This is a genomic window from Burkholderia sp. Bp8984, from assembly GCF_003853755.1.
Taxonomy (GTDB): Bacteria; Pseudomonadota; Gammaproteobacteria; order Burkholderiales; family Burkholderiaceae; genus Burkholderia.
This window is the reverse complement of sequence record NZ_QTQN01000012.1, coordinates 85,709-103,183: the sequence shown is the minus strand read 5'-3', so window position 1 is coordinate 103,183 and position 17,475 is coordinate 85,709. Positions and strand designations below refer to the sequence as shown.

The window sequence follows — 17,475 nt, the reverse complement described above, 5'->3', positions numbered from 1 at the left end:
TCATGTCATTGCGCGAACAGATGTCCTTGTACCGGACGCAGCCGCAGGCGGCGGGCACCGAACCGGCAGGTGCGACGCATTCGTCGGTACGCAACGCCTACCAGAAGCTGCGCCGCGAAATTCACCTGGCGGTGCTCGAACGCGTCGAGCTGGAGCGTCTGTCGCGCCTGCCGCAGGAACAGGTCCGGCAGGAAATCTCGGCGCTGATCTCGCGCATCCTCGACGAGGAGCGCCTGCTCGCGAACGACATCGAGCGGCGCCAGCTCGCGATCGACGTGTACGACGAGATGTTCGGTTTCGGCCCGCTCGAGGCGCTGCTGCGCGACCCCGGCATCTCCGACATCCTCGTGAACACGTACCGGCAGGTCTACGTCGAGCGTGCCGGCCAGCTCGAGCTGACCGACGTGACGTTCTACGACGACGCGCACCTGATGAAGGTGATCGAGAAGATCGTGTCGCGGGTCGGGCGCCGCATCGACGAATCGACTCCGATGGTCGATGCGCGTCTGCCGGACGGCTCGCGCGTGAACGCGATCATTCCGCCGTCGGCGATCGACGGGCCGCTGATGTCGATCCGGCGCTTCGCGGTCAACCCGCTGAAGATGGACGACCTCGTGAGTTACCAGAGCCTAACGCCGCCGATGGCGGAACTGCTCGATGCGCTGGCCCAGGCGAAAGTGAACGTGCTCGTGTCGGGCGGCACCGGCAGCGGCAAGACGACGCTGCTCAACATCCTGTCGGGCTTCATTCCGCGTTCGGAACGGATCGTGACGATCGAGGATGCGGCCGAGCTGCAACTGCAGCAGCCGCATGTGCTGCGGCTCGAAACGCGGCCGCCGAACATCGAGGGCAAGGGCGAGATCACGCAACGCACGCTCGTGCGCAATGCGCTGCGGATGCGGCCGGACCGGATCATTCTCGGCGAAGTGCGCGGCGCGGAAGCGCTCGACATGCTCAATGCGATGAACACCGGCCACGAAGGCTCGCTCGCGACGATCCACGCCAACACGCCGCGCGATGCGCTCACGCGGCTCGAGAACATGATCAGCGTCGGCGGCCTGACGCTGCCGCCGAAGACGATGCGCCAGCAGATCGCGTCGGCGATCTCGGTGGTGGTTCAGGCCACCCGGCTCACCGACGGCAAGCGCAAGATCGTCAGCATCCAGGAGCTGACCGGGATGGAGGGCGACATCATCAACATGCAGGAGATCTTCACGTTCAAGCGCACCGGCATGGATCGCGACGGCACGGTGCGCGGACACTTCTGCGCGACCGGCGTGCGGCCGAAGTTCGCCGAGCGGCTGCAGGCGTTCGGCATCAACCTGCCGGATTCGCTGTACGACCCGGCGCAGCGTTACGAGACGAAGTGACGACGCGCGGTCGTCTGATTCCGGGGAGGCCTCATGGACTCGATCTTTTACGGTTTTGTGATTCTGACCTTCGTCGCGGTCGTGCTCGCGATCGAGGGCGTCTATCAATGGTGGAACACGCGCCACGGTGCCGCGGCGCGCCGGATCGAATCGCGCCTGCGCGCGATGTCGGCCGGCGGCAGCGTGCAGCAGGAGCGGCTGTCGATTCTCAAGAAGCGGATGCTCGACGAGTCGAAGCCGTTCGACCGGCTGTTGTTGCGCATGCCGCGCGTGCAGTCGCTGGACCTCCTGCTGCAGCAGTCCGGGCTCGACTGGACGGTCGCGAAACTGGTCACGCTCTGCGCCGCATTCCCGGTGGCGACGATGCTGGCCCTGACCCTGACCGTGTTGCCGCTGATCATCGTGGTGCCGATTGCGCTGCTGACCGTATGCATCCCGGTAATGTACGTGATGCGGCATCGCAACCGGCGGATGCTCAAGCTCGAGCGCCAGCTGCCGGATGTCTGCGACATGATCGCGCGCGCGCTACGCTCCGGCCACTCGTTTACGAGCGCGCTCGGGATGGTCGGCGAGGAGTTTCCCGATCCGATGGGCAGTGAATTCAGGATCACGTTCGACGAGATCAATTACGGCGTATCGCTGCACGATGCGCTGGTGAACCTCGCCACGCGCGTGCCGGCCCATGACCTGCGCTACTTCGTGATCGCGGTGCTGATCCAGCGCGAGACCGGTGGCAACCTGGCCGAACTGCTCGACAGCATCGCGTCGCTGGTGCGCGAACGCTTCAAGCTGTTCGACAAGGTCCGCGTGCTGTCCGCGGAAGGGCGGTTGTCGGCCTGGATCCTTGGCCTGCTGCCGTTCGGTACCGCGGGCATGATGGCGGTGTTGAACCGCGAGTTCCTGTCGGTGCTCTGGGAGGATCCGGCCGGCATCAAGATGGTTGGCGTGATGCTCGGGTCGATGGTATTCGGCCTGCTGTGGATTCGCCGCATCATCCGCATTCGCGTCTGACGCGTGTCCCGGGCTTCACGAACCGAATCGAGGCTGTCATGCAAAACCTGAGCGTAGTACATACCGTGATGCTGGCCGGCTTGTTCCTTTTCGTCGCCGGCGGCGTGCTGGTCGCGATGCTGCTGTTCGCGCCGCGCAACATGGAGCGCCGGATCCAGCAGGCGAGCGGAGCGAGCGTGGGCATCGGCACCGGTGCGAACGACGGCGGCGGGCAAACATCGCACTGGGTCGCGAAACTCGTCGAACTGTCGAAACCGATTTCCCGGCTGTCGCTGCCGCAGGAGGGCTGGGAGAACTCGCCGCTGCGGATCCGGCTGATGAATGCCGGCTGGCGCGATGCGAACGCGGGCGCGCTTTACTTCGCGGCGAAGACGGTACTCGCGCTGGCGCTGCCGGGCGCTGCGCTGCTGGCGCTCGCCACGACCCGCCTCGCGGGTCAACGCATGCTGCTGTCGTTCCTCCTCGTGGCGCTCGCCGGGATCGGCTACTACGTGCCGAACGTGATCCTCCGGCGCCGGATCGCGAAGCGTCAGCAGGTGATCTTCGAGGACTTCCCGGATGCGCTCGACTTGCTGACCGTATGCGTCGAAGCAGGGCTCGGGCTCGATGCGGCGCTGATGAGGGTGAGCGAGGAGCTGCGCTTTCGCAGCGAAGTGGTCGCGGGCGAACTCGACTTGCTGCTGCTCGAGATGCGTTCCGGGTTCACGAAGGATACCGCGCTGCGCAACCTGGCGCTGCGGACCGGCGTCGAGGACATCGAATCGTTCTGCGCGATGCTGATCCAGGCCGATCGCTTCGGCACGAGCATCGCGGAATCGCTGCGCGTGCTCTCGGACATGCTGCGCACGCGGCGGCGGATGCGCGCCGAGGAGCGGGCCGCGAAGATCGCGCTGAAGCTGCTGTTTCCGCTCATCTTCTTCATCTTCCCGGCGCTGATGTGCGTGTTGCTCGGGCCGGCGATGATTCACGTGTATCGCGTGCTGCTGCCGACCTTCACCAGCATCGGGCAGTAAGCGGCGGCGGGGGGCCGCGCGAACCGGATGTGCGTGTCGGCCCGGCGTCGCCGGCCGGCACGGTCATCGTCTTCATGGGAGGCTCCTTCTCCCCCCGGGCGGCGCCGCGAGACAGGTCGATCATAGCGGCGTCAACGCAACCCGGACCCATGGTCGGCCATGGACGCAGCCGTAGTCCACTGCCCGCGCGGGTGGCCCCCTACGGCTAACCCTCAAGGCCGCCCCTCGCTCGGCACATCGGCCGCCTTGCTGAGCTCGCCCATGATGATCCGTGCGATCTCGTTGGCCGGTGCGCGTCCGTCCGGGCCGGACGCCGTGTTCGCCCACGTGACGATCGTCGTCTTCGTTGCCGGATCGTAGCCCGCGAACGTATTGAAACCCGGTATTTCCCCGGTGTGCCCGTAGTACGTGCCGAACTTCGCGAGCCCCATGCAGTAGCTCGCCGACGCCGGATTCGACGGATCGATCGGCGTGCAGCTCGCGAGGCGTTGCGCCTGCAGGTCCGCATTCAGGTAGCCGCCGCCGACCATCCGCTGCACGTACGCACCCAGTTCGGCCGCGGTCGAGATGCCGGAGCCGGCCGTCCATGCCCACGACGTATTGACCGTCGTCACGTCGGCCGGCTGCAGCGTGCCGTTCTTCGCGGCGGCCTGGCGCGCGGGAGACAGCGCGTCGCCGTCGATCGTCTCCACGTTGGTGCCCCATTGATAACCGCGCGGCGCCGGCGCGGGGAGCGCCGTGTTGTCTTGCGGCGGCAGCGATGTCTCGGTCAGCCCGAGCGGCGCGAACAGCCGCGTCCGGATCGCATCGGCGGCGCTCATGCCGGTGCGCTGCTCGATGATCAGGCCGAGCAGCACCGTATTCGTGTTCGAGTAGCGAAAATCCGTGCCCGGCGCGAAATAGACGGGCTGGTTCTCCGCGATACCCAGCAGTTCGTCGATGGTCCACACCTTGTCCGGCTGCGTGTCGAGCGACTGGTTGAACGCAAGGCTGGTCGAGTAGTTGTAGAGACCGCTGCGCATCGTCAGCAACTGCTCGATCGTGATCGTGTCGCCGTTCGGCACGTTCGCGACGTACTGGCTGACATGATCGGTCAGGCGCAGCCTGCCTTCCTGCACGAGTTGCAGGATCACGGTGCCCGTCCACGTCTTCGTCACGCTGCCGATGCGAAAGTGCGCGTTCGTCGGGATCGGCGAGTTCGTGCCGCGCACGGCCGTGCCGAACGACGCGAGCCAGTTGCCTTGCGGCGACTGCACGTAGACGACCGCGCCGGGCGTCATCGTGCTCGCGAGCAGCGCATTGATCTGCGGGCGCGCCTGGGTGGCGTAGGCAGGCTCGTCGCTGTTCAGCGAGCTGTCGCCGCCGCAGGCGGAAACGGCGATGCCGACGGCCAGCGCCGGTGCAACCGTCGCCAGGTGATGCACCAGCCGCTGCGCGGCGCGCGGGAAAAGCCGGGGAGGAGCAGAGGTCGCCATCGCGTGTTCCCTTCCTTGTTGTGTTTAAGTGGTCTCCTTGCATCCCCGAAACTATAGGACACGCAACCGGGCTCCGAAGGTGCGCGATGCATTCGTCATACGATATCGGCCGGCCAAGCCGGCCTGGTTTGCGCGTCACTGAAAATGATGCACGTACCGCAACACCATCCGCGAACCCTGCGGCCGGTTGCGCGCAAGGACCTCGAAGTACGCGTTGAACAGCAGGTGATCCTGCGGCGAGAAACTGACCATCGCACCGGGCCCGATCGCGAGCACGGCTTCCCGTGTGCCGGTCACATCCTGCCCGTTCACTTTCATGTCGGTGGTCTGGCGCAGCCAGTAGCCGTTGAGCCCCAACCGCAGCCCGGGCCGCACTTCGTACTCGGTCGCGAAGTTCGCATGAACGACCTGGCCGGCTTGCGTCGACGTCACGTCGGGGCCGAGCGCGGTCGCCGGCTCGTGATTGGTCGCATTCCACAGATAGTGCAGGCGCCACGACACGGTCCACTTCGGCGTGAGCCAGAACGTCGCGGCCCAGTACGGATCGAACGACCAGAAATGGCTGCCCGGATTGATTGCCCGCGCCGGGTCGTATGCGCCGGTCGGCGCGATGAACTGGAATTCCACCCGCTGCGCGAAGCGCGGCCCCTGCGGGCCCATCACCGGATCGAACTGGATGAACGGGCCGATCAGCAGGTCGCCGAACCCGGCCCGCGAATTCAGCGCGACGTTGCCGATTCCGTCGTTCGTGTGCACGGACGCCACCCACGGCAGGATCACGTCGAGCCCCGGATGCATGCCGCCGAACGCCAGCGGCGACTGGTAGACGAGCTGGCTCAGCCCCGCGAACAGGTCGATGTCCTGCTTCGGCAGCCCGACCTTGTTGCCGGCATTGTCGTTGACGCGTCCGGCCGTGTAGTACTCGAGATACTGCGTGCCGTACCAGCCGGCGCCGGCCGGCGGCATCCCGTCGAGGAAGCTGGTCATCCCCAGGTTGACCGATGGCAGGTCGGTCGCATGCGCCGGCACGTGCCCGGTCAGGCCGAAGCACACGAGGCCTGCGATCGCAAGCAGGCGAGAGCCGCAATTCATCATCACCACCTCCTGAATATTTGTTTGTATAACTAATCAAGCGGCACGAGAAAGATCGGGGTGTGCCGAGATCGCGCGATACTGGCCCGCATGGAACACGAGCGGTGCATGGCCGAACGCATCGAATGCCTCGATCTGGCCGATGAACAGCAGGTGGTCGCCGCCTTCGTAATGGCCGACATGGCGGCACACGAAACGCGCGCTTGCGCCGTCGAGACAGGGCACACCGCCCGCATCGGCATCCACGTGCGGCACGCCGTCGAACTTGTCGGCGCTCGGCGTCGCGAAACGGCGCGACAGTTCGATCTGGTCGTGCGCGAGGATATTGATCGCGAAGTGCGTGGCCGCGACGAAATCCGGACGGCTCGGCGCGACCTTGCGCAGGCTCCACAGCACGAGCGGCGGGTCGAGCGACAGCGACGAGAACGAATTGGCGGTGAGGCCGACCTTGCGCCCGTCCGGCGCGCGCGTGGTGATCACGGTGACGCCGGTCGGAAACTGCCCGAATGCGGCGCGCAATTGCTGCGGGTCGAGGCCCGGATTGCCGGAAGCGGTGGCGTTCATGTCGCTTACTCCGAACGTGCGGCGTGTTCGCGGATCAGCGCGGCGCAGGCCGTCGGCTCGAACCACCACGGCGCGAACCGGCGCGGATCGTCGAAGCCGTCGACGATCGTCGCGGCGAGCGACGGCAGCTGGCCGGCGGCGCCGAGCAGCTCGAGGATGTGCGGCGGCGGCGGCGTGAGCAGCGAGTTGGTCCAGCGCACGACGTGCTGTGCGTAGGCCCAGTAGCGTTCGAACGTGTCGTGCATCCAGGCTTCGTCGAACGGCTCGGCTTCGCGTGCGAGGATCGCGTCGCCGTACACCTTCGCGCATTTCGCCGCATTGTTCGAACCCTGGCCGGTGATCGGATCGTTGACGACCACCGCATCGGCCATGCCGAACACGGTGCGGCCCGACGGCAGGCGGAAGAACGGCTTGCGCACGGTCGGCGTGAAGCGCCCGGACAGCGTGCCGTTCGGATCGGTCAGCGCAACGTCGCGGCAGCGCTCGAATTCCCACGGCACGTACTGCTGCAGGAACGACAGGCTGCGGTCGAGATGCTGCTCGGGCGTCTTCACGTCGGCCCAGCAGTCGAGCGGGCCGCCGGGGATCCCTTCGAACACCATGATTTCGCACGGGCCCGTCGTGGTCAGCGCCGGAAACACGAAGTATTCGCCGATCCCGGGCAGCAGGTTGAAGCGCACGCGCGAATACGGCTCGCTAGGCGTCATGCCCGTCACGTAGGTGAGGGCCAGCGCGCGTTGCGGGCGCTCGAACGCGCTGCGTGCGTCGTCGCGGCCGAGCAGGTTCACGATTTCGCCCTTGCCGGCCGCGAGCAGCACGAGATCGTGGCTGCGTGCGAGCGCCTCGAGCTCCGGCACGCCGACGTCGCAGATGCGCACGTCGGCACCGCGGCGCCGGATCGCGTCGAGCCAGTCGGCCATCTTCACGCGCTGGTCGACCGATTGCGCGTAGCGGGTCAGCCGCGACGACCAGTCGATCGCCTTGCGACCGTTGCCTTGCGGATGCGGCACCGCGATGCCGATGCCGTCGATGGACGGGCACGCTTCTTCCCAGGCGTTCAGGCCGAGATCGCGTTCGATCTGCAGTGCGGTATGGAACATGCACTGGCTCGACATGACCTTGCCGGCGCGAATCTGTTGCGCGTCGCGATTGGTCGCGAGCGTGACGTGATAGCCGTGGTCGAGCAGCGTGAAGGCGAGTTGCAGGCCGGCCTGGCCGGCGCCGACGATAGCGATGCGTTTCATGATGCAATCCTTTGCATGACGAATTAAATGGAGTGGAATGTGGGCGGGAAGGAACGGCCGGCGGTTATTCGGCCAGCCGCGGAATCGCCGGCACCGCCTGCTCGGGGCCCATCGCGGAGTAGCCGCCGTCCACCGCGTAGTCGGCGCCCGTCACGAAGCTCGCCGCATCGCTGCACAGGAACGTGACGACCTGCGCGACTTCCGACGGATCGCCCACGCGCCCGAGCAGATGAAATGGCGCGGCCACGCGATCGGTTTTCGCGCGGTCGCCGTGCGTGAGCTCGTCTATCACGCGCGACCACGTCCATCCCGGCGACACCGAGTTGACGCGAATCCGGTCGGCGGCGAGATCCATCGCCATGCTGCGCGTGAGCTGGCGCATCGCGGCCTTGGATGTCGGATAGAGCCAGCGGCCGGTCTGCGCGCATTGCGCGGAGATCGAGCTGAAGTTCACGATCGCGCCGCCGCCGCGCCGGGTCAGGTAAGGGTGCACGGCCTTCACGAGCATCGCGGCCGAGACGACGTTGACGTCCATCGCCGCGAGCCAGTCGTTGCGCGTGGCCTGGATGCCGTTGTCGACGTAGCTGCACGCGAGGTTGATCAGCAGGTCGATCGAGCCGAAGCGTTCGGCGACGGCCGATACCGCGCGTTCGATCGCGCGGTCGTCGGTGATGTCGGTCGCGATGAACGTGCCGCGTTCGCCGAGCGTGTCGGCGACGCGCGCGCCGTTCTCCGCGTCGAGATCGAGGATCGCGACGCACGCGCCGGCGTGGCTCAGGTCCTGCGCGACGGCGGCGCCGATCAGCGTGGCGCCGCCGGTGACGATCGCGACTTTGCCAGCAAGGGCAGTCATGGGGAGTCTCCTGGAATGATTGAGCGCAGGCGGCGCGCGTTCGACGTGCCGCCCGGGTATCCGTCGATTACGCGCTGTCGCGCCAGCGCTGCATCAGGCCGTTGGACGGCAAGGTTTCGTCGAGCAGCTTGCGCGCCGTTTCGACACCGGCGACGGGCAGCCCGGCCGCGTCGAGCAGGCCGATCTGCACGAGCACGCTCGCCTGGTCCCAATAGATGTGCTCGTGATACAGCTTGTCACCGCGGAACTTGACGATCGCGACGAGCGGGATCTCGACGCGCTTGCCGGTCGGCGCGACGCCGGGCAGCATCCAGTCGATCTCGGTCGTGTGCGTGAAGCAGAACAGCAGTTCGTCGACGATCTGGCTCGCGCCGATCGTGCGCGAGATCGGCGTGATCGTGGTGTCCGGCGGGTTCGCATGCACGAAGTGATGCGTGTAGAAGCGCTTGAGTTCGTCGTAGCCGACGCCGCCCGTCAGTGTCGGAATATGGTTCACGTAAGGCTGCGCGACCATCGTGTCCATCGTCGCGTCGACGTTGCGCGTGTCGAATTCGTGCCGGAGATGTTCTTCCCACAGCGCGGACAGGTCGTAGCGCGGGCCGAGCGCCGCGCGGAACGCGGCGATCGCGCGCTGATGCGCCATCACCGCGGCCGCCTTGTCGAAATGATCGCCGCCGACGCGTGCAAACGCATGATCGACGTCCGGGTAGACATACACTTCCACGCCGTCGCGCCCCGCGAGCGCCGCGGCGATGCGTTGCTGCGCGTCGGGCGGACAGAAGCGGTCTTGCGCGGGGATCTGCAGCACGAGCCGGCCGCGCAGATGAGCGGCCTCGTCGAGCGCGTGTTCGATGCCCACGCCGTAATAGCTGACCGCGGCGGCCACCTCCGGCAGGCGGCACGCGGCGAGATACGCGAGCTTGCCGCCGAGGCAGTAGCCGAGCACGCCGGCCTGGCCCGTGCATTCCGGCCGTTGCGTGAGCACGGCCAGCGCGGCGGCGATGTCCTCGACGCCCTTGTTTTCGTCGTATTCGCGGTACAGCGCCATCGCACGCTCGAAGTCGGCGGCGGTGTAACCGAGTTCGATGCCGGGCGCCTGGCGCCAGAACAGGTCAGGCACGAGCACCGTGTAGCCTTCTTCGGCGTAGTAATCGGCCACGTCGCGCATCGTCGCGTTCGCGCCGAAGATCTCGTGGCACAGCACGATGCCCGGCCCCGTGCCGCCGGCCGGCGTGCTCAGGTACGCGCGAAACGCGCCGCCGTCCGGCGACGGGATCTCGATGTGTCGTCCTTGCATGTGTCTCTCCATTCTGTTCGTGACTGGCATGGGCCCAGTATTGGCGGACGAAACGCGCGCTTCTATCCGCTTTCTTCGACCGGTATCCGCGAATTCCGGAAACCTGCGGACCGGCCCGCCGCAGCGGGGCCGGGCACGGCGCTCTGCGGGTTTGTGCGGATGCGGAAGCGCCGCACAGTTTTCTACGATGCGCGAACGGTCCGCTTCTTGCATCGGGTGCGCAGGGCTTGCGTAGTGTAGCGAGGCGGACTGTCCGGATACTCCGGCCGCTATCCGGATCGTGCGACGGGATTCCCCGGAATCGGGAACGCGTGCACAGCGCAAGTGCGATCGAGCACGACGGGAGAACTTCGATGGGGCAATTTTCCGGAGCGGGCTGGCTGGGTGACGCCGCCTGTTTCAATCACGACACGCTGCTGCTGCAGTCGGATGACCTCGACGAGGTGCGCGCGCGGGTAGCGGACGTGTTCAAGCCGCATCGGCTCACGCTGACCGGCGATTCGCGCGCGCTGCACAGCCGCATGCACCATGCTCGCTGGGGCAACCTGTCGCTGAATCTGCTCGACTACGGTGGCGAGGTGTCCATCGAACCGGGGCCGCTCGAGCACTTCTATCTGTTGCAGATGCCGCTGCGCGGCGACGCCGAGATCGAGTGCGGCGCGACGCGCTTCGTGTCGTCGCCCGACACCGCGTCGCTGCTGTCGCCGACGCTGTCGCTCAGGATGCGGTGGGGCGAGGCGTGCCCGCAAGTGATCCTGCGGATCGAGCGCGAGGTGATGGAGCGGCATGCGCAGCGGCATTTCGGCGACGAGCGGCGCGCGCCGGTGGAGTTCGAGCCGGAATTCAGCCTGTCGTCGCAGCAGGGCGCGTGCCTCGCGCAGATGCTGCCGATGCTGGCCGACGCGATCGCGACGGACGGGCATCCGCTGCGCCATCCGCTCGCGTTCGAGCAACTCGAATCGACGCTGCTCAACCTGTTGCTGTACGGCCACCCGAACACCGCGCGCAACGGCACGCGCCACGCGCCGGCGCCGCTCGCGCCGTTCTACGTGCGGCGCGTCGAGGAATACATCCGCGCGCATCTCGACGAGCCGCTGACGATCGAACGGCTCGCCGAACTCGCGGGCGTCAGCCCGAGCACGCTGTTCGCCGGCTTCCGCAATCGCCACGGCATCACGCCGATGGCATTCGTGCGCCAGTTGCGGATGCAACGTGTGCGCGATGAACTGCTCGACGATGCGACGCCCGGGCTCGCGTCGGTGACGGACATCGCGCTGAAATGGGGCTTCGCGCACCTCGGACGGTTCGCGATCGACTACAAGCGCGCGTTCGGGGAATCGCCGTCGGCTACGCTCCGGATGCGGCGCGTGCGGTGCTGACGGGGCAGCCGCGACACAGGCTCGCGGTCGAAAGCCGAGTCGCGCGCCGGGCGACGGATCACGCAACGGTGATCGTTACCGGCTGGACGGAGGATGGGGTTCGGAGCATGCGTCGCGCCGGCCAAGCGACGTGGCTTGCCGGCGCACGCGCGCAACGGGCCGGTTGCGGCAACCGGCCTCCTCGCGTGTGGTTCAGAAATGCACGACGGTCCGGATGGACTTGCCTTCGTGCATCAGGTCGAACGCTTCGTTGATGCCGGTGAGCGGCTTCGTGTGCGTGACGAACGGTGCCAGCTGGATCGTGCCGGCCATCGCTTCCTCGACCATGCCCGGCAGTTCGGAGCGGCCCTTGACGCCGCCGAATGCCGTGCCCAGCCAGCGGCGACCGGTGACGAGCTGGAACGGGCGCGTCGAGATTTCCTGGCCGGCGCCGGCGACGCCGATGACCACCGACTGGCCCCAGCCGCGGTGCGCGCATTCGAGCGCGGCGCGCATCACGTTGACGTTGCCGATGCACTCGAAGCTGTGGTCGACGCCCCAGCCGGTCATTTCGACGATCACCTGCTGGATGGGCTTTTCGTGATCCTTCGGGTTCACGCAGTCGGTCGCGCCGAACACGCGTGCGAGGTCGAACTTGCCGGGGTTGGTGTCGATCGCGATGATGCGGCCGGCCTTCGCGAGCTTGGCGCCCTGGATCACCGCGAGGCCGATGCCGCCGAGGCCGAACACGGCCACGGTGTCGCCTTCCTGCACCTTCGCCGTGTTCTTCACCGCGCCGAGGCCCGTCGTGACGCCGCAGCCCAGCAGGCAGACCTGCTCGGGGTTCGCGTCCGGGTTGATCTTCGCGAGCGACACTTCGGCGACGACGGTGTATTCGCTGAACGTCGAGCAGCCCATGTAGTGATAGACCGGCTGGCCGTTGTAGCTGAACCGCGTGGTGCCGTCGGGCATCACGCCCTTGCCCTGGGTGGCGCGCACCGACACGCACAGGTTGGTCTTGCCGCTCTTGCAGAACAGGCACTCGCCGCATTCGGCGGTGTAGAGCGGAATGACGTGGTCGCCGGGTTTGACGCTGGTCACGCCTTCGCCGACTTCCACCACGATGCCCGCGCCTTCATGACCCAGCACGGCGGGGAAGAGGCCTTCGGGGTCGTCGCCCGACAGCGTGAACGCGTCGGTATGACAGACACCTGTATGGGTGATCTTGACGAGCACTTCGCCCTTGCGGGGCGGTTCGACGTCGATTTCGACGATCTGGAGCGGCTTACCCGCTTCAAACGCAACTGCGGCACGTGATTTCATGACAATCCTGTTGAAAAAATCATCGAATGGAGCGGAGCGTCGACGATCCTGCGCCGGTCAACGCAGGTAGGACCGGACGAGGGTCACGATATCGTCGATCGATTCGGAAGCAGGCCGCGGGGCCTCCGCGAGCTGGGTGAATTCCTCGCGCAGATGGCTTTCGAGCACGCCGGCCATCACGCCGTTGATCGCGCCGCGGATCGCCGCCAGCTGCTGCAGTACCGGACCACAGTCGGCGCCTTCCTCGAGCGCCTGCTCGAGCGCATTCAGCTGCCCGCGGACACGGCGCACGCGGGTCAGGACGCGTTTTTTCTCTGCGGGGGAATGCGGCATGGGATCGTGGTTTCCGGATACTGGGGGGCAGTATAGAACAATGCGGTGCCGGAGGTATACCCGGTCGTGCCCGGATGTCGCAGGGCCTCCACCGGCGGGGTTCCCGATGCCGGCGCGCGATCGGCGTCAGATCAACAGCGAGAGCGTGCGGAACAGCGCGAGATCGTCCTTGCGCGCCGAGCGCGCATGCCGCCGGATCACCTGCAGCAGGCAATCGATGAAGCAGCGCGCGGCGTCGCTCAGCGTGCTGCTGCGGCGCGTGACGACGCCGAGTTCGCTCGGCTCGAAGGTCTCCTTCAGCGACAGCACGCGCATCCGCTCGCCGAACGGCGGCACCGCTGCGAGGATCGTCGGGCACCACGTGCACATGCCGGCCTGCTCGAGCATCGTCTGCAGCATCGCGACCGACTGCGCGCGCACGATGCGCCGTTCGTCGATCTGCGCGCCGTGCCGCGTGAACAGGTAGTCGACGAGCGCGGCCTGGCCGTCGGCCGACGAATTCAGCACCCATTCGCAATCGAGCAGGTCGTGCACCGACGTCGCACGCTCGCGCGGATGCCCGGCGCGCACCATCACCGACGTCTCGTAGCGCAGCAGCGGCTCGAACGCGAACTCCTGCGCGCCGCTGCCGGCCTGCACGTGGCCGAGCGCGAAATCCATGCTGCCGTCGCGCAGCAGCGGTTGCGCGACGGCCATCAGCGCTTCGTACAGTTCGAGGCGCACGTCGGGCATCCGCTCGCGAAACTGCAGCACGGTTTCCGCGAGGAAGGTCATCGTCAGCCACGGCGTGACGCCGACGCTCAGCCGCCCCTCGACGCGCCCGCGCATCCGTTCGAGATCGCTTTGCGCATGCTCGAGCTGCTTGAGCACGAGTTTCGCGTGCGTGAGCAGGGTCTTCCCGTATTCGGTGAAGCCGATGCCTTCCGGCGCGCGCACCAGCAGCGGCAGGCGCTCGCTGGCCTCCAGCTCGCGCAACGCACGCGTGACGGCCGCCTGCGACAGCCCGAGCGTGCGCGCCGCGCCGCGGATGCTCCCGGCCTCCGCGCTCGCGACGAGCGCCTGCAACTGATGCAGCTTGATCGTGCTCATGGTGTGAAAGGGTGCAAAAGGGTGTGATAGCCGACAACGAAAGGTTGTCATCATAACGAAACTGCGGCTGTTCGCCGGCTTTTTCGCTGCCTACGATCTCGCTCACGACCTGCCACTCCGGCAGTCGCCACGCGGCACCTGGAAAGGAGTAACGGGGTTGGATCGAGTACGCATTCCGCCTGAAATGACGGCCATCGAGACGGAGATGATCGCGCTGCGCCGCCGGCTGCATGCCCATCCGGAACTCGGTTTCGACGAACACGCGACGAGCGGGCTCGTCGCCGATTGCCTGACAACATGGGGTTATCGGGTCACGCGCGGCCTCGGCGGCACCGGCGTGGTCGGCACGCTCACGCGCGGCGCCGGGAAGCGGCTCGGGCTGCGTGCGGACATGGATGCGCTGCCGATCCGCGAGACGACCGGGCTGCCGCATGCGAGCCGGCACGACGGCGTGATGCACGCGTGCGGCCACGACGGCCATACGGCGATGCTGCTCGCCGCCGCCCGTTGCATCGCGCAGCGCGGGCGCTTCAGCGGCACGCTGAACCTGATTTTCCAGCCGGCGGAGGAAGGGCTCGGCGGCGCGAAGCGGATGCTCGACGACGGACTGTTTACGCAGTTTCCGTGCGATGCCGTGTTCGCGATGCACAACGTGCCGGGCCTGCCGGCCGGCGTGCTCGGCTTCTGCGACGGCCCGGCGATGGCGTCGGCCGACGAGGTACGCGTTCGCGTGACCGGGCGCGGCGGCCACGGCGCGGCGCCGCACACGACGATCGATCCGGTGGTCGTCTGCGCGTCGATCGTGATGGCGCTGCAGACGGTCGTGTCGCGCAACGTCAATCCGCAGGAACTGGCGATCGTCACGACCGGCTCGATCCACGCGGGCACCGCATCGAACGTGATTCCGCCGCATGCGGATCTCGAACTGAGCGTGCGGGCGCTGTCGCCGGACGTGCGCGCGCTGCTCGAACGGCGCATTCGCGCGATCGTGCACGGCCAGGCCGACAGCTATGGCGCGACGGCCGAGATCGACTATCGCCACGGTTATCCGGTGCTCGTGAATCACGCGGTGGAAACGGCGTTCGCGCGCGATGTCGCGCGCGAATGGGGCGGCGACGATGCGCTGATTCCGCGTCTGCGGCCGATCGCGGCGAGCGAGGATTTCGCGTTCATGCTCGACGCGTGCCCGGGCAGCTACCTGTCGATCGGCAACGGCGGCGGCGCGGCAGGCTGCGGGCTGCACAACCCCGGCTACGATTTCAACGACGCGTGCCTCGCGACGGGCGCGAGCTACTGGATCGCGCTCGCCGAGCGCTACCTCGCGTGACGCGCGGCCGGACCGATCCGATTTACCTTCAACGACGGCAACAAGGAGACTGGCAATGAAACAATGGATGGCGGCGCTCGCGGTGGCGCTGACGGCAACGACGGTGGCAGGCGCCGCGCATGCGGGCGACTGGACGGGCAAGGAGATCCGCCTCGCGGTCGATCCCACCTATCCGCCGCTCGAATACAAGCAGCCCGACGGCACGCTGACCGGCTTCGGGATCGACATCACGAACGCGTTGTGCGCGGAGCTGCGCGCGCGCTGCGTGTGGGTCGAGTCGAGTTTCGACGGGATGATTCCGGGGCTGCTCGCGCGCAAGTTCGACGTGATCGCGTCGTCGATGACGATCACGCCGAAGCGCATGCAGCAGATCGCGTTCACGAACCGGATCTCGAACGCGCCGGCGCGGCTGGTCGCGCGCAAGGGTTCGCCGCTGCTGCCGACGGCCGCGTCGCTGAAGGGCAAGCGGGTCGGCGTCGAGCAGGGTTCCGCGCAGGCCGACTATGCGATCGCGAACTGGCAGCCGGCCGGCGTGCAGATCGAGTCGTACCAGAACCAGGACCAGGTCTATGCCGATCTCGTGAGCGGGCGGCTCGACGCGGCGTTCCAGGCGTCGATCGCGGCCAGCGACGGCTTCCTGAAGAAGCCGCAGGGCAAGGATTTCATGTTCGTCGGCGCGGCGATCGACGATGCGAAGTACTTCGGACAGGGCGACGGCCTCGGGCTGCGCAAGCAGGACACCGAGCTGCGCGATGCATTCAACCGCGCGCTGGCGACGATTCTCGCGAACGGTACGTATCAGCGGATCAACCGCAAGTACTTCGACTTCGACATCTACGGCACGAAGTAAGCAGCGCCGACCCGTATCGCAAGGGTTGGGATAACGATATCAATAAGGAAAACGAATGAACTGGAGATTGTTTTTCGTCGCGATGCCGGCACTGTGCGCGGCACCGGCGTTCGCGCAAAGCAGCGTCACGTTGTACGGGTTGATCGATGCGGGCATCGACTATACGAACAACGTCGGCGGCCACGGTGATTGGCAGATGGCGAGCGGCTTCGCGCAGGGCAGCCGCTGGGGGCTGAAGGGCACTGAGGATCTCGGCGGCGGCTACAGCGCGCTGTTCCAGATCGAGAGCGGCGTCAACGTGAACAGCGGCACGCTCGCGCAGGGCGGCCGCATGTTCGGGCGGCAGGCTTACGTCGGGCTCGGCAGCACGCGCTTCGGCACGCTCACGCTCGGCCGGCAATACGACTCGGTCGTCGACTATCTCGCGCCGACGACCGCGAACGGCAGCTGGGGCACTTATCCGTTCTCGCATCCGCTCGACAACGACAACACCGGCAACACGTTCCGCGTGAACAACACGGTCAAGTACGCGAGCCCGGATTTTGCCGGCTTCTCGTTCGGCGGCACGTACAGCTTCAGCAACGGCACCGGGTTCGCGAACAACCGGCAGTGGAGTGTCGGTGCGCAGTACGAGCAGGGCGGCCTGCTCGTCGGCGCGGCGTTCCTGAACGCGGACAACCCGGGCGCGACGGCCGGCGGTGCGATCGCGGGCTCGGGGTCGGTCGGCGCTGATGCGAACTTCGCGTCGGCGCGGCTGCGGATTTTCGGGGCGGGCGTCAATTACACGGCAGGGCCCGCGACGATCGGGTTCGCGTATACCAACAGCAACGTCACGCGGCCGACCGCGAACGTCGGCTACCTGTTCGGCGACGAGACGATCGAACCCGTCACCGGGCCGCTCGCGGGCGGCACGGTCACGGCGATCAAGTATCAGAACTTCGAAGTGAACGGTAAATGCCAGTTCACGCCGGCGTTCTTCGTGGGCGCGCAGTATGTGTATACGACCGTGCGTTATGAAGCGACCACCGGCAGTGCGAAACCGAAGATCCATTCGATCGGGCTGATGGCCGACTACAACCTGTCGAAGCGCACCGACGTCTACCTGATGGGCGCGTACCAGCGGGTTGCCGGCGACACGACCGGCTCGTCGCTCGATCAGGCGCTTATCCCGGGGGCGGCCGATCTTTCGTCGACGTCGAAGCAGTTGATGGTGCATGCGGGGATCCGGCATAAGTTCTGACGGAATCGCGACGCGGGGCGGCGCGGTGACGCCGCC

16 protein-coding genes are annotated in these 17,475 nt (G+C 66.9%); 7 read left to right on the top strand and 9 right to left on the bottom strand.

All coding sequences use genetic code 11. The annotated features are described in order from the left end of the window. Positions 1-2 precede the first annotated feature (2 nt). From DID98_RS14915 to DID98_RS14905, 3 genes are read left to right on the top strand one after another with little or no spacing between them, the layout of a single operon-like run. Positions 3-1,370 (top strand): CpaF family protein, encoded by a 1,368-nt coding sequence (locus tag DID98_RS14915; protein ID WP_124487324.1) that lies wholly within the window; start codon positions 3-5, stop codon positions 1,368-1,370. Between the two features lie 33 nt (positions 1,371-1,403). Then, entirely contained in the window at positions 1,404-2,381 is a 978-nt protein-coding gene (locus tag DID98_RS14910) for a type II secretion system F family protein (RefSeq protein ID WP_124570975.1), read from the top strand. 38 nt (positions 2,382-2,419) lie between these two features. Continuing rightward, positions 2,420-3,394: a type II secretion system F family protein gene (locus DID98_RS14905; RefSeq protein WP_124487322.1), complete on the top strand. Its 975-nt coding sequence runs from the start codon at positions 2,420-2,422 to the stop codon at positions 3,392-3,394. A 212-nt stretch (positions 3,395-3,606) separates the two neighbouring features. On the opposite strand, the gene DID98_RS14900 is transcribed toward DID98_RS14905, so the two are convergent. From DID98_RS14900 to DID98_RS14875, 6 genes are all read right to left on the bottom strand, one after another. Then, positions 3,607-4,869: a serine hydrolase gene (locus tag DID98_RS14900; RefSeq protein WP_124570974.1), complete on the bottom strand. Its 1,263-nt coding sequence runs from the start codon at positions 4,867-4,869 to the stop codon at positions 3,607-3,609. A gap of 135 nt (positions 4,870-5,004) precedes the next feature. Beyond that, positions 5,005-5,964, bottom strand: a complete 960-nt coding sequence (locus tag DID98_RS14895; protein ID WP_124570973.1) for a transporter — start codon at positions 5,962-5,964, stop codon at positions 5,005-5,007. A 33-nt stretch (positions 5,965-5,997) separates the two neighbouring features. After that, positions 5,998-6,525, bottom strand: a complete 528-nt coding sequence (locus tag DID98_RS14890; protein WP_124487309.1) for a flavin reductase family protein — start codon at positions 6,523-6,525, stop codon at positions 5,998-6,000. A 5-nt stretch (positions 6,526-6,530) separates the two neighbouring features. Further along, positions 6,531-7,769 (bottom strand): styrene monooxygenase/indole monooxygenase family protein, encoded by a 1,239-nt coding sequence (locus DID98_RS14885; protein ID WP_124487308.1) that lies wholly within the window; start codon positions 7,767-7,769, stop codon positions 6,531-6,533. Between the two features lie 64 nt (positions 7,770-7,833). Then, on the bottom strand, positions 7,834-8,622 hold the full coding sequence (locus tag DID98_RS14880) for an SDR family oxidoreductase (RefSeq protein ID WP_124570972.1): 789 nt from the start codon (positions 8,620-8,622) through the stop codon (positions 7,834-7,836). 67 nt (positions 8,623-8,689) lie between these two features. Then, positions 8,690-9,919 (bottom strand): dienelactone hydrolase family protein, encoded by a 1,230-nt coding sequence (locus DID98_RS14875; protein WP_124570971.1) that lies wholly within the window; start codon positions 9,917-9,919, stop codon positions 8,690-8,692. Positions 9,920-10,272: 353 nt separating this feature from the next. Here DID98_RS14875 and DID98_RS14870 point away from each other — a divergent pair, with 353 nt between their 5' ends. Next, positions 10,273-11,298: an AraC family transcriptional regulator gene (locus DID98_RS14870; RefSeq protein WP_124487305.1), complete on the top strand. Its 1,026-nt coding sequence runs from the start codon at positions 10,273-10,275 to the stop codon at positions 11,296-11,298. Positions 11,299-11,490: 192 nt separating this feature from the next. Here DID98_RS14870 and DID98_RS14865 read toward each other — a convergent pair whose 3' ends face one another. The 3 genes from DID98_RS14865 to DID98_RS14855 form a co-directional block, all read right to left on the bottom strand. Then, positions 11,491-12,600 carry an S-(hydroxymethyl)glutathione dehydrogenase/class III alcohol dehydrogenase gene (locus DID98_RS14865; protein WP_124487304.1) on the bottom strand — a complete coding sequence of 370 codons (1,110 nt, stop codon included), beginning with the start codon at positions 12,598-12,600 and terminating at the stop codon, positions 11,491-11,493. A gap of 57 nt (positions 12,601-12,657) precedes the next feature. Then, a complete protein-coding gene (gene frmR, locus DID98_RS14860; RefSeq protein WP_044844290.1) occupies positions 12,658-12,933 on the bottom strand; it encodes a formaldehyde-responsive transcriptional repressor FrmR in 276 nt (91 codons plus the stop codon). 126 nt (positions 12,934-13,059) lie between these two features. After that, entirely contained in the window at positions 13,060-14,022 is a 963-nt protein-coding gene (locus tag DID98_RS14855; RefSeq protein ID WP_124570970.1) for a LysR substrate-binding domain-containing protein, read from the bottom strand. Between the two features lie 157 nt (positions 14,023-14,179). On the opposite strand from DID98_RS14855, the gene DID98_RS14850 reads away from it, so the two are divergent. Genes DID98_RS14850 through DID98_RS14840 form a run of 3 tightly spaced genes read left to right on the top strand, consistent with a single transcriptional unit; the run spans position 14,180 to position 17,439 of the window. After that, positions 14,180-15,349, top strand: coding sequence for a M20 aminoacylase family protein (locus DID98_RS14850; protein WP_124570969.1), 1,170 nt, complete (start codon positions 14,180-14,182; stop codon positions 15,347-15,349). Positions 15,350-15,404: 55 nt separating this feature from the next. Then, entirely contained in the window at positions 15,405-16,199 is a 795-nt protein-coding gene (locus DID98_RS14845) for an ABC transporter substrate-binding protein (RefSeq protein WP_124519884.1), read from the top strand. A 55-nt stretch (positions 16,200-16,254) separates the two neighbouring features. Beyond that, positions 16,255-17,439 carry a porin gene (locus tag DID98_RS14840; RefSeq protein WP_124570968.1) on the top strand — a complete coding sequence of 395 codons (1,185 nt, stop codon included), beginning with the start codon at positions 16,255-16,257 and terminating at the stop codon, positions 17,437-17,439. Positions 17,440-17,475: the final 36 nt, after the last annotated feature.

Excerpts from the sequence above, each read along its gene's own strand:
- frmR (WP_044844290.1), bottom strand. The coding sequence starts at position 12,933 with ATGCCGCATTCCCCCGCAGAGAAAAAACGCGTCCTGACCCGCGTGCGC.
- DID98_RS14880 (WP_124570972.1), bottom strand. The coding sequence starts at position 8,622 with ATGACTGCCCTTGCTGGCAAAGTCGCGATCGTCACCGGCGGCGCCACG.
- DID98_RS14845 (WP_124519884.1), top strand. The coding sequence starts at position 15,405 with ATGAAACAATGGATGGCGGCGCTCGCGGTGGCGCTGACGGCAACGACG.
- DID98_RS14885 (WP_124487308.1), bottom strand. The coding sequence starts at position 7,769 with ATGAAACGCATCGCTATCGTCGGCGCCGGCCAGGCCGGCCTGCAACTC.
- DID98_RS14915 (WP_124487324.1), top strand. The coding sequence starts at position 3 with ATGTCATTGCGCGAACAGATGTCCTTGTACCGGACGCAGCCGCAGGCG.
- DID98_RS14855 (WP_124570970.1), bottom strand. The coding sequence starts at position 14,022 with ATGAGCACGATCAAGCTGCATCAGTTGCAGGCGCTCGTCGCGAGCGCG.
- DID98_RS14875 (WP_124570971.1), bottom strand. The coding sequence starts at position 9,919 with ATGCAAGGACGACACATCGAGATCCCGTCGCCGGACGGCGGCGCGTTT.
- DID98_RS14870 (WP_124487305.1), top strand. The coding sequence starts at position 10,273 with ATGGGGCAATTTTCCGGAGCGGGCTGGCTGGGTGACGCCGCCTGTTTC.
- DID98_RS14890 (WP_124487309.1), bottom strand. The coding sequence starts at position 6,525 with ATGAACGCCACCGCTTCCGGCAATCCGGGCCTCGACCCGCAGCAATTG.
- DID98_RS14895 (WP_124570973.1), bottom strand. The coding sequence starts at position 5,964 with ATGATGAATTGCGGCTCTCGCCTGCTTGCGATCGCAGGCCTCGTGTGC.
- DID98_RS14910 (WP_124570975.1), top strand. The coding sequence starts at position 1,404 with ATGGACTCGATCTTTTACGGTTTTGTGATTCTGACCTTCGTCGCGGTC.
- DID98_RS14840 (WP_124570968.1), top strand. The coding sequence starts at position 16,255 with ATGAACTGGAGATTGTTTTTCGTCGCGATGCCGGCACTGTGCGCGGCA.
- DID98_RS14865 (WP_124487304.1), bottom strand. The coding sequence starts at position 12,600 with ATGAAATCACGTGCCGCAGTTGCGTTTGAAGCGGGTAAGCCGCTCCAG.
- DID98_RS14905 (WP_124487322.1), top strand. The coding sequence starts at position 2,420 with ATGCAAAACCTGAGCGTAGTACATACCGTGATGCTGGCCGGCTTGTTC.
- DID98_RS14900 (WP_124570974.1), bottom strand. The coding sequence starts at position 4,869 with ATGGCGACCTCTGCTCCTCCCCGGCTTTTCCCGCGCGCCGCGCAGCGG.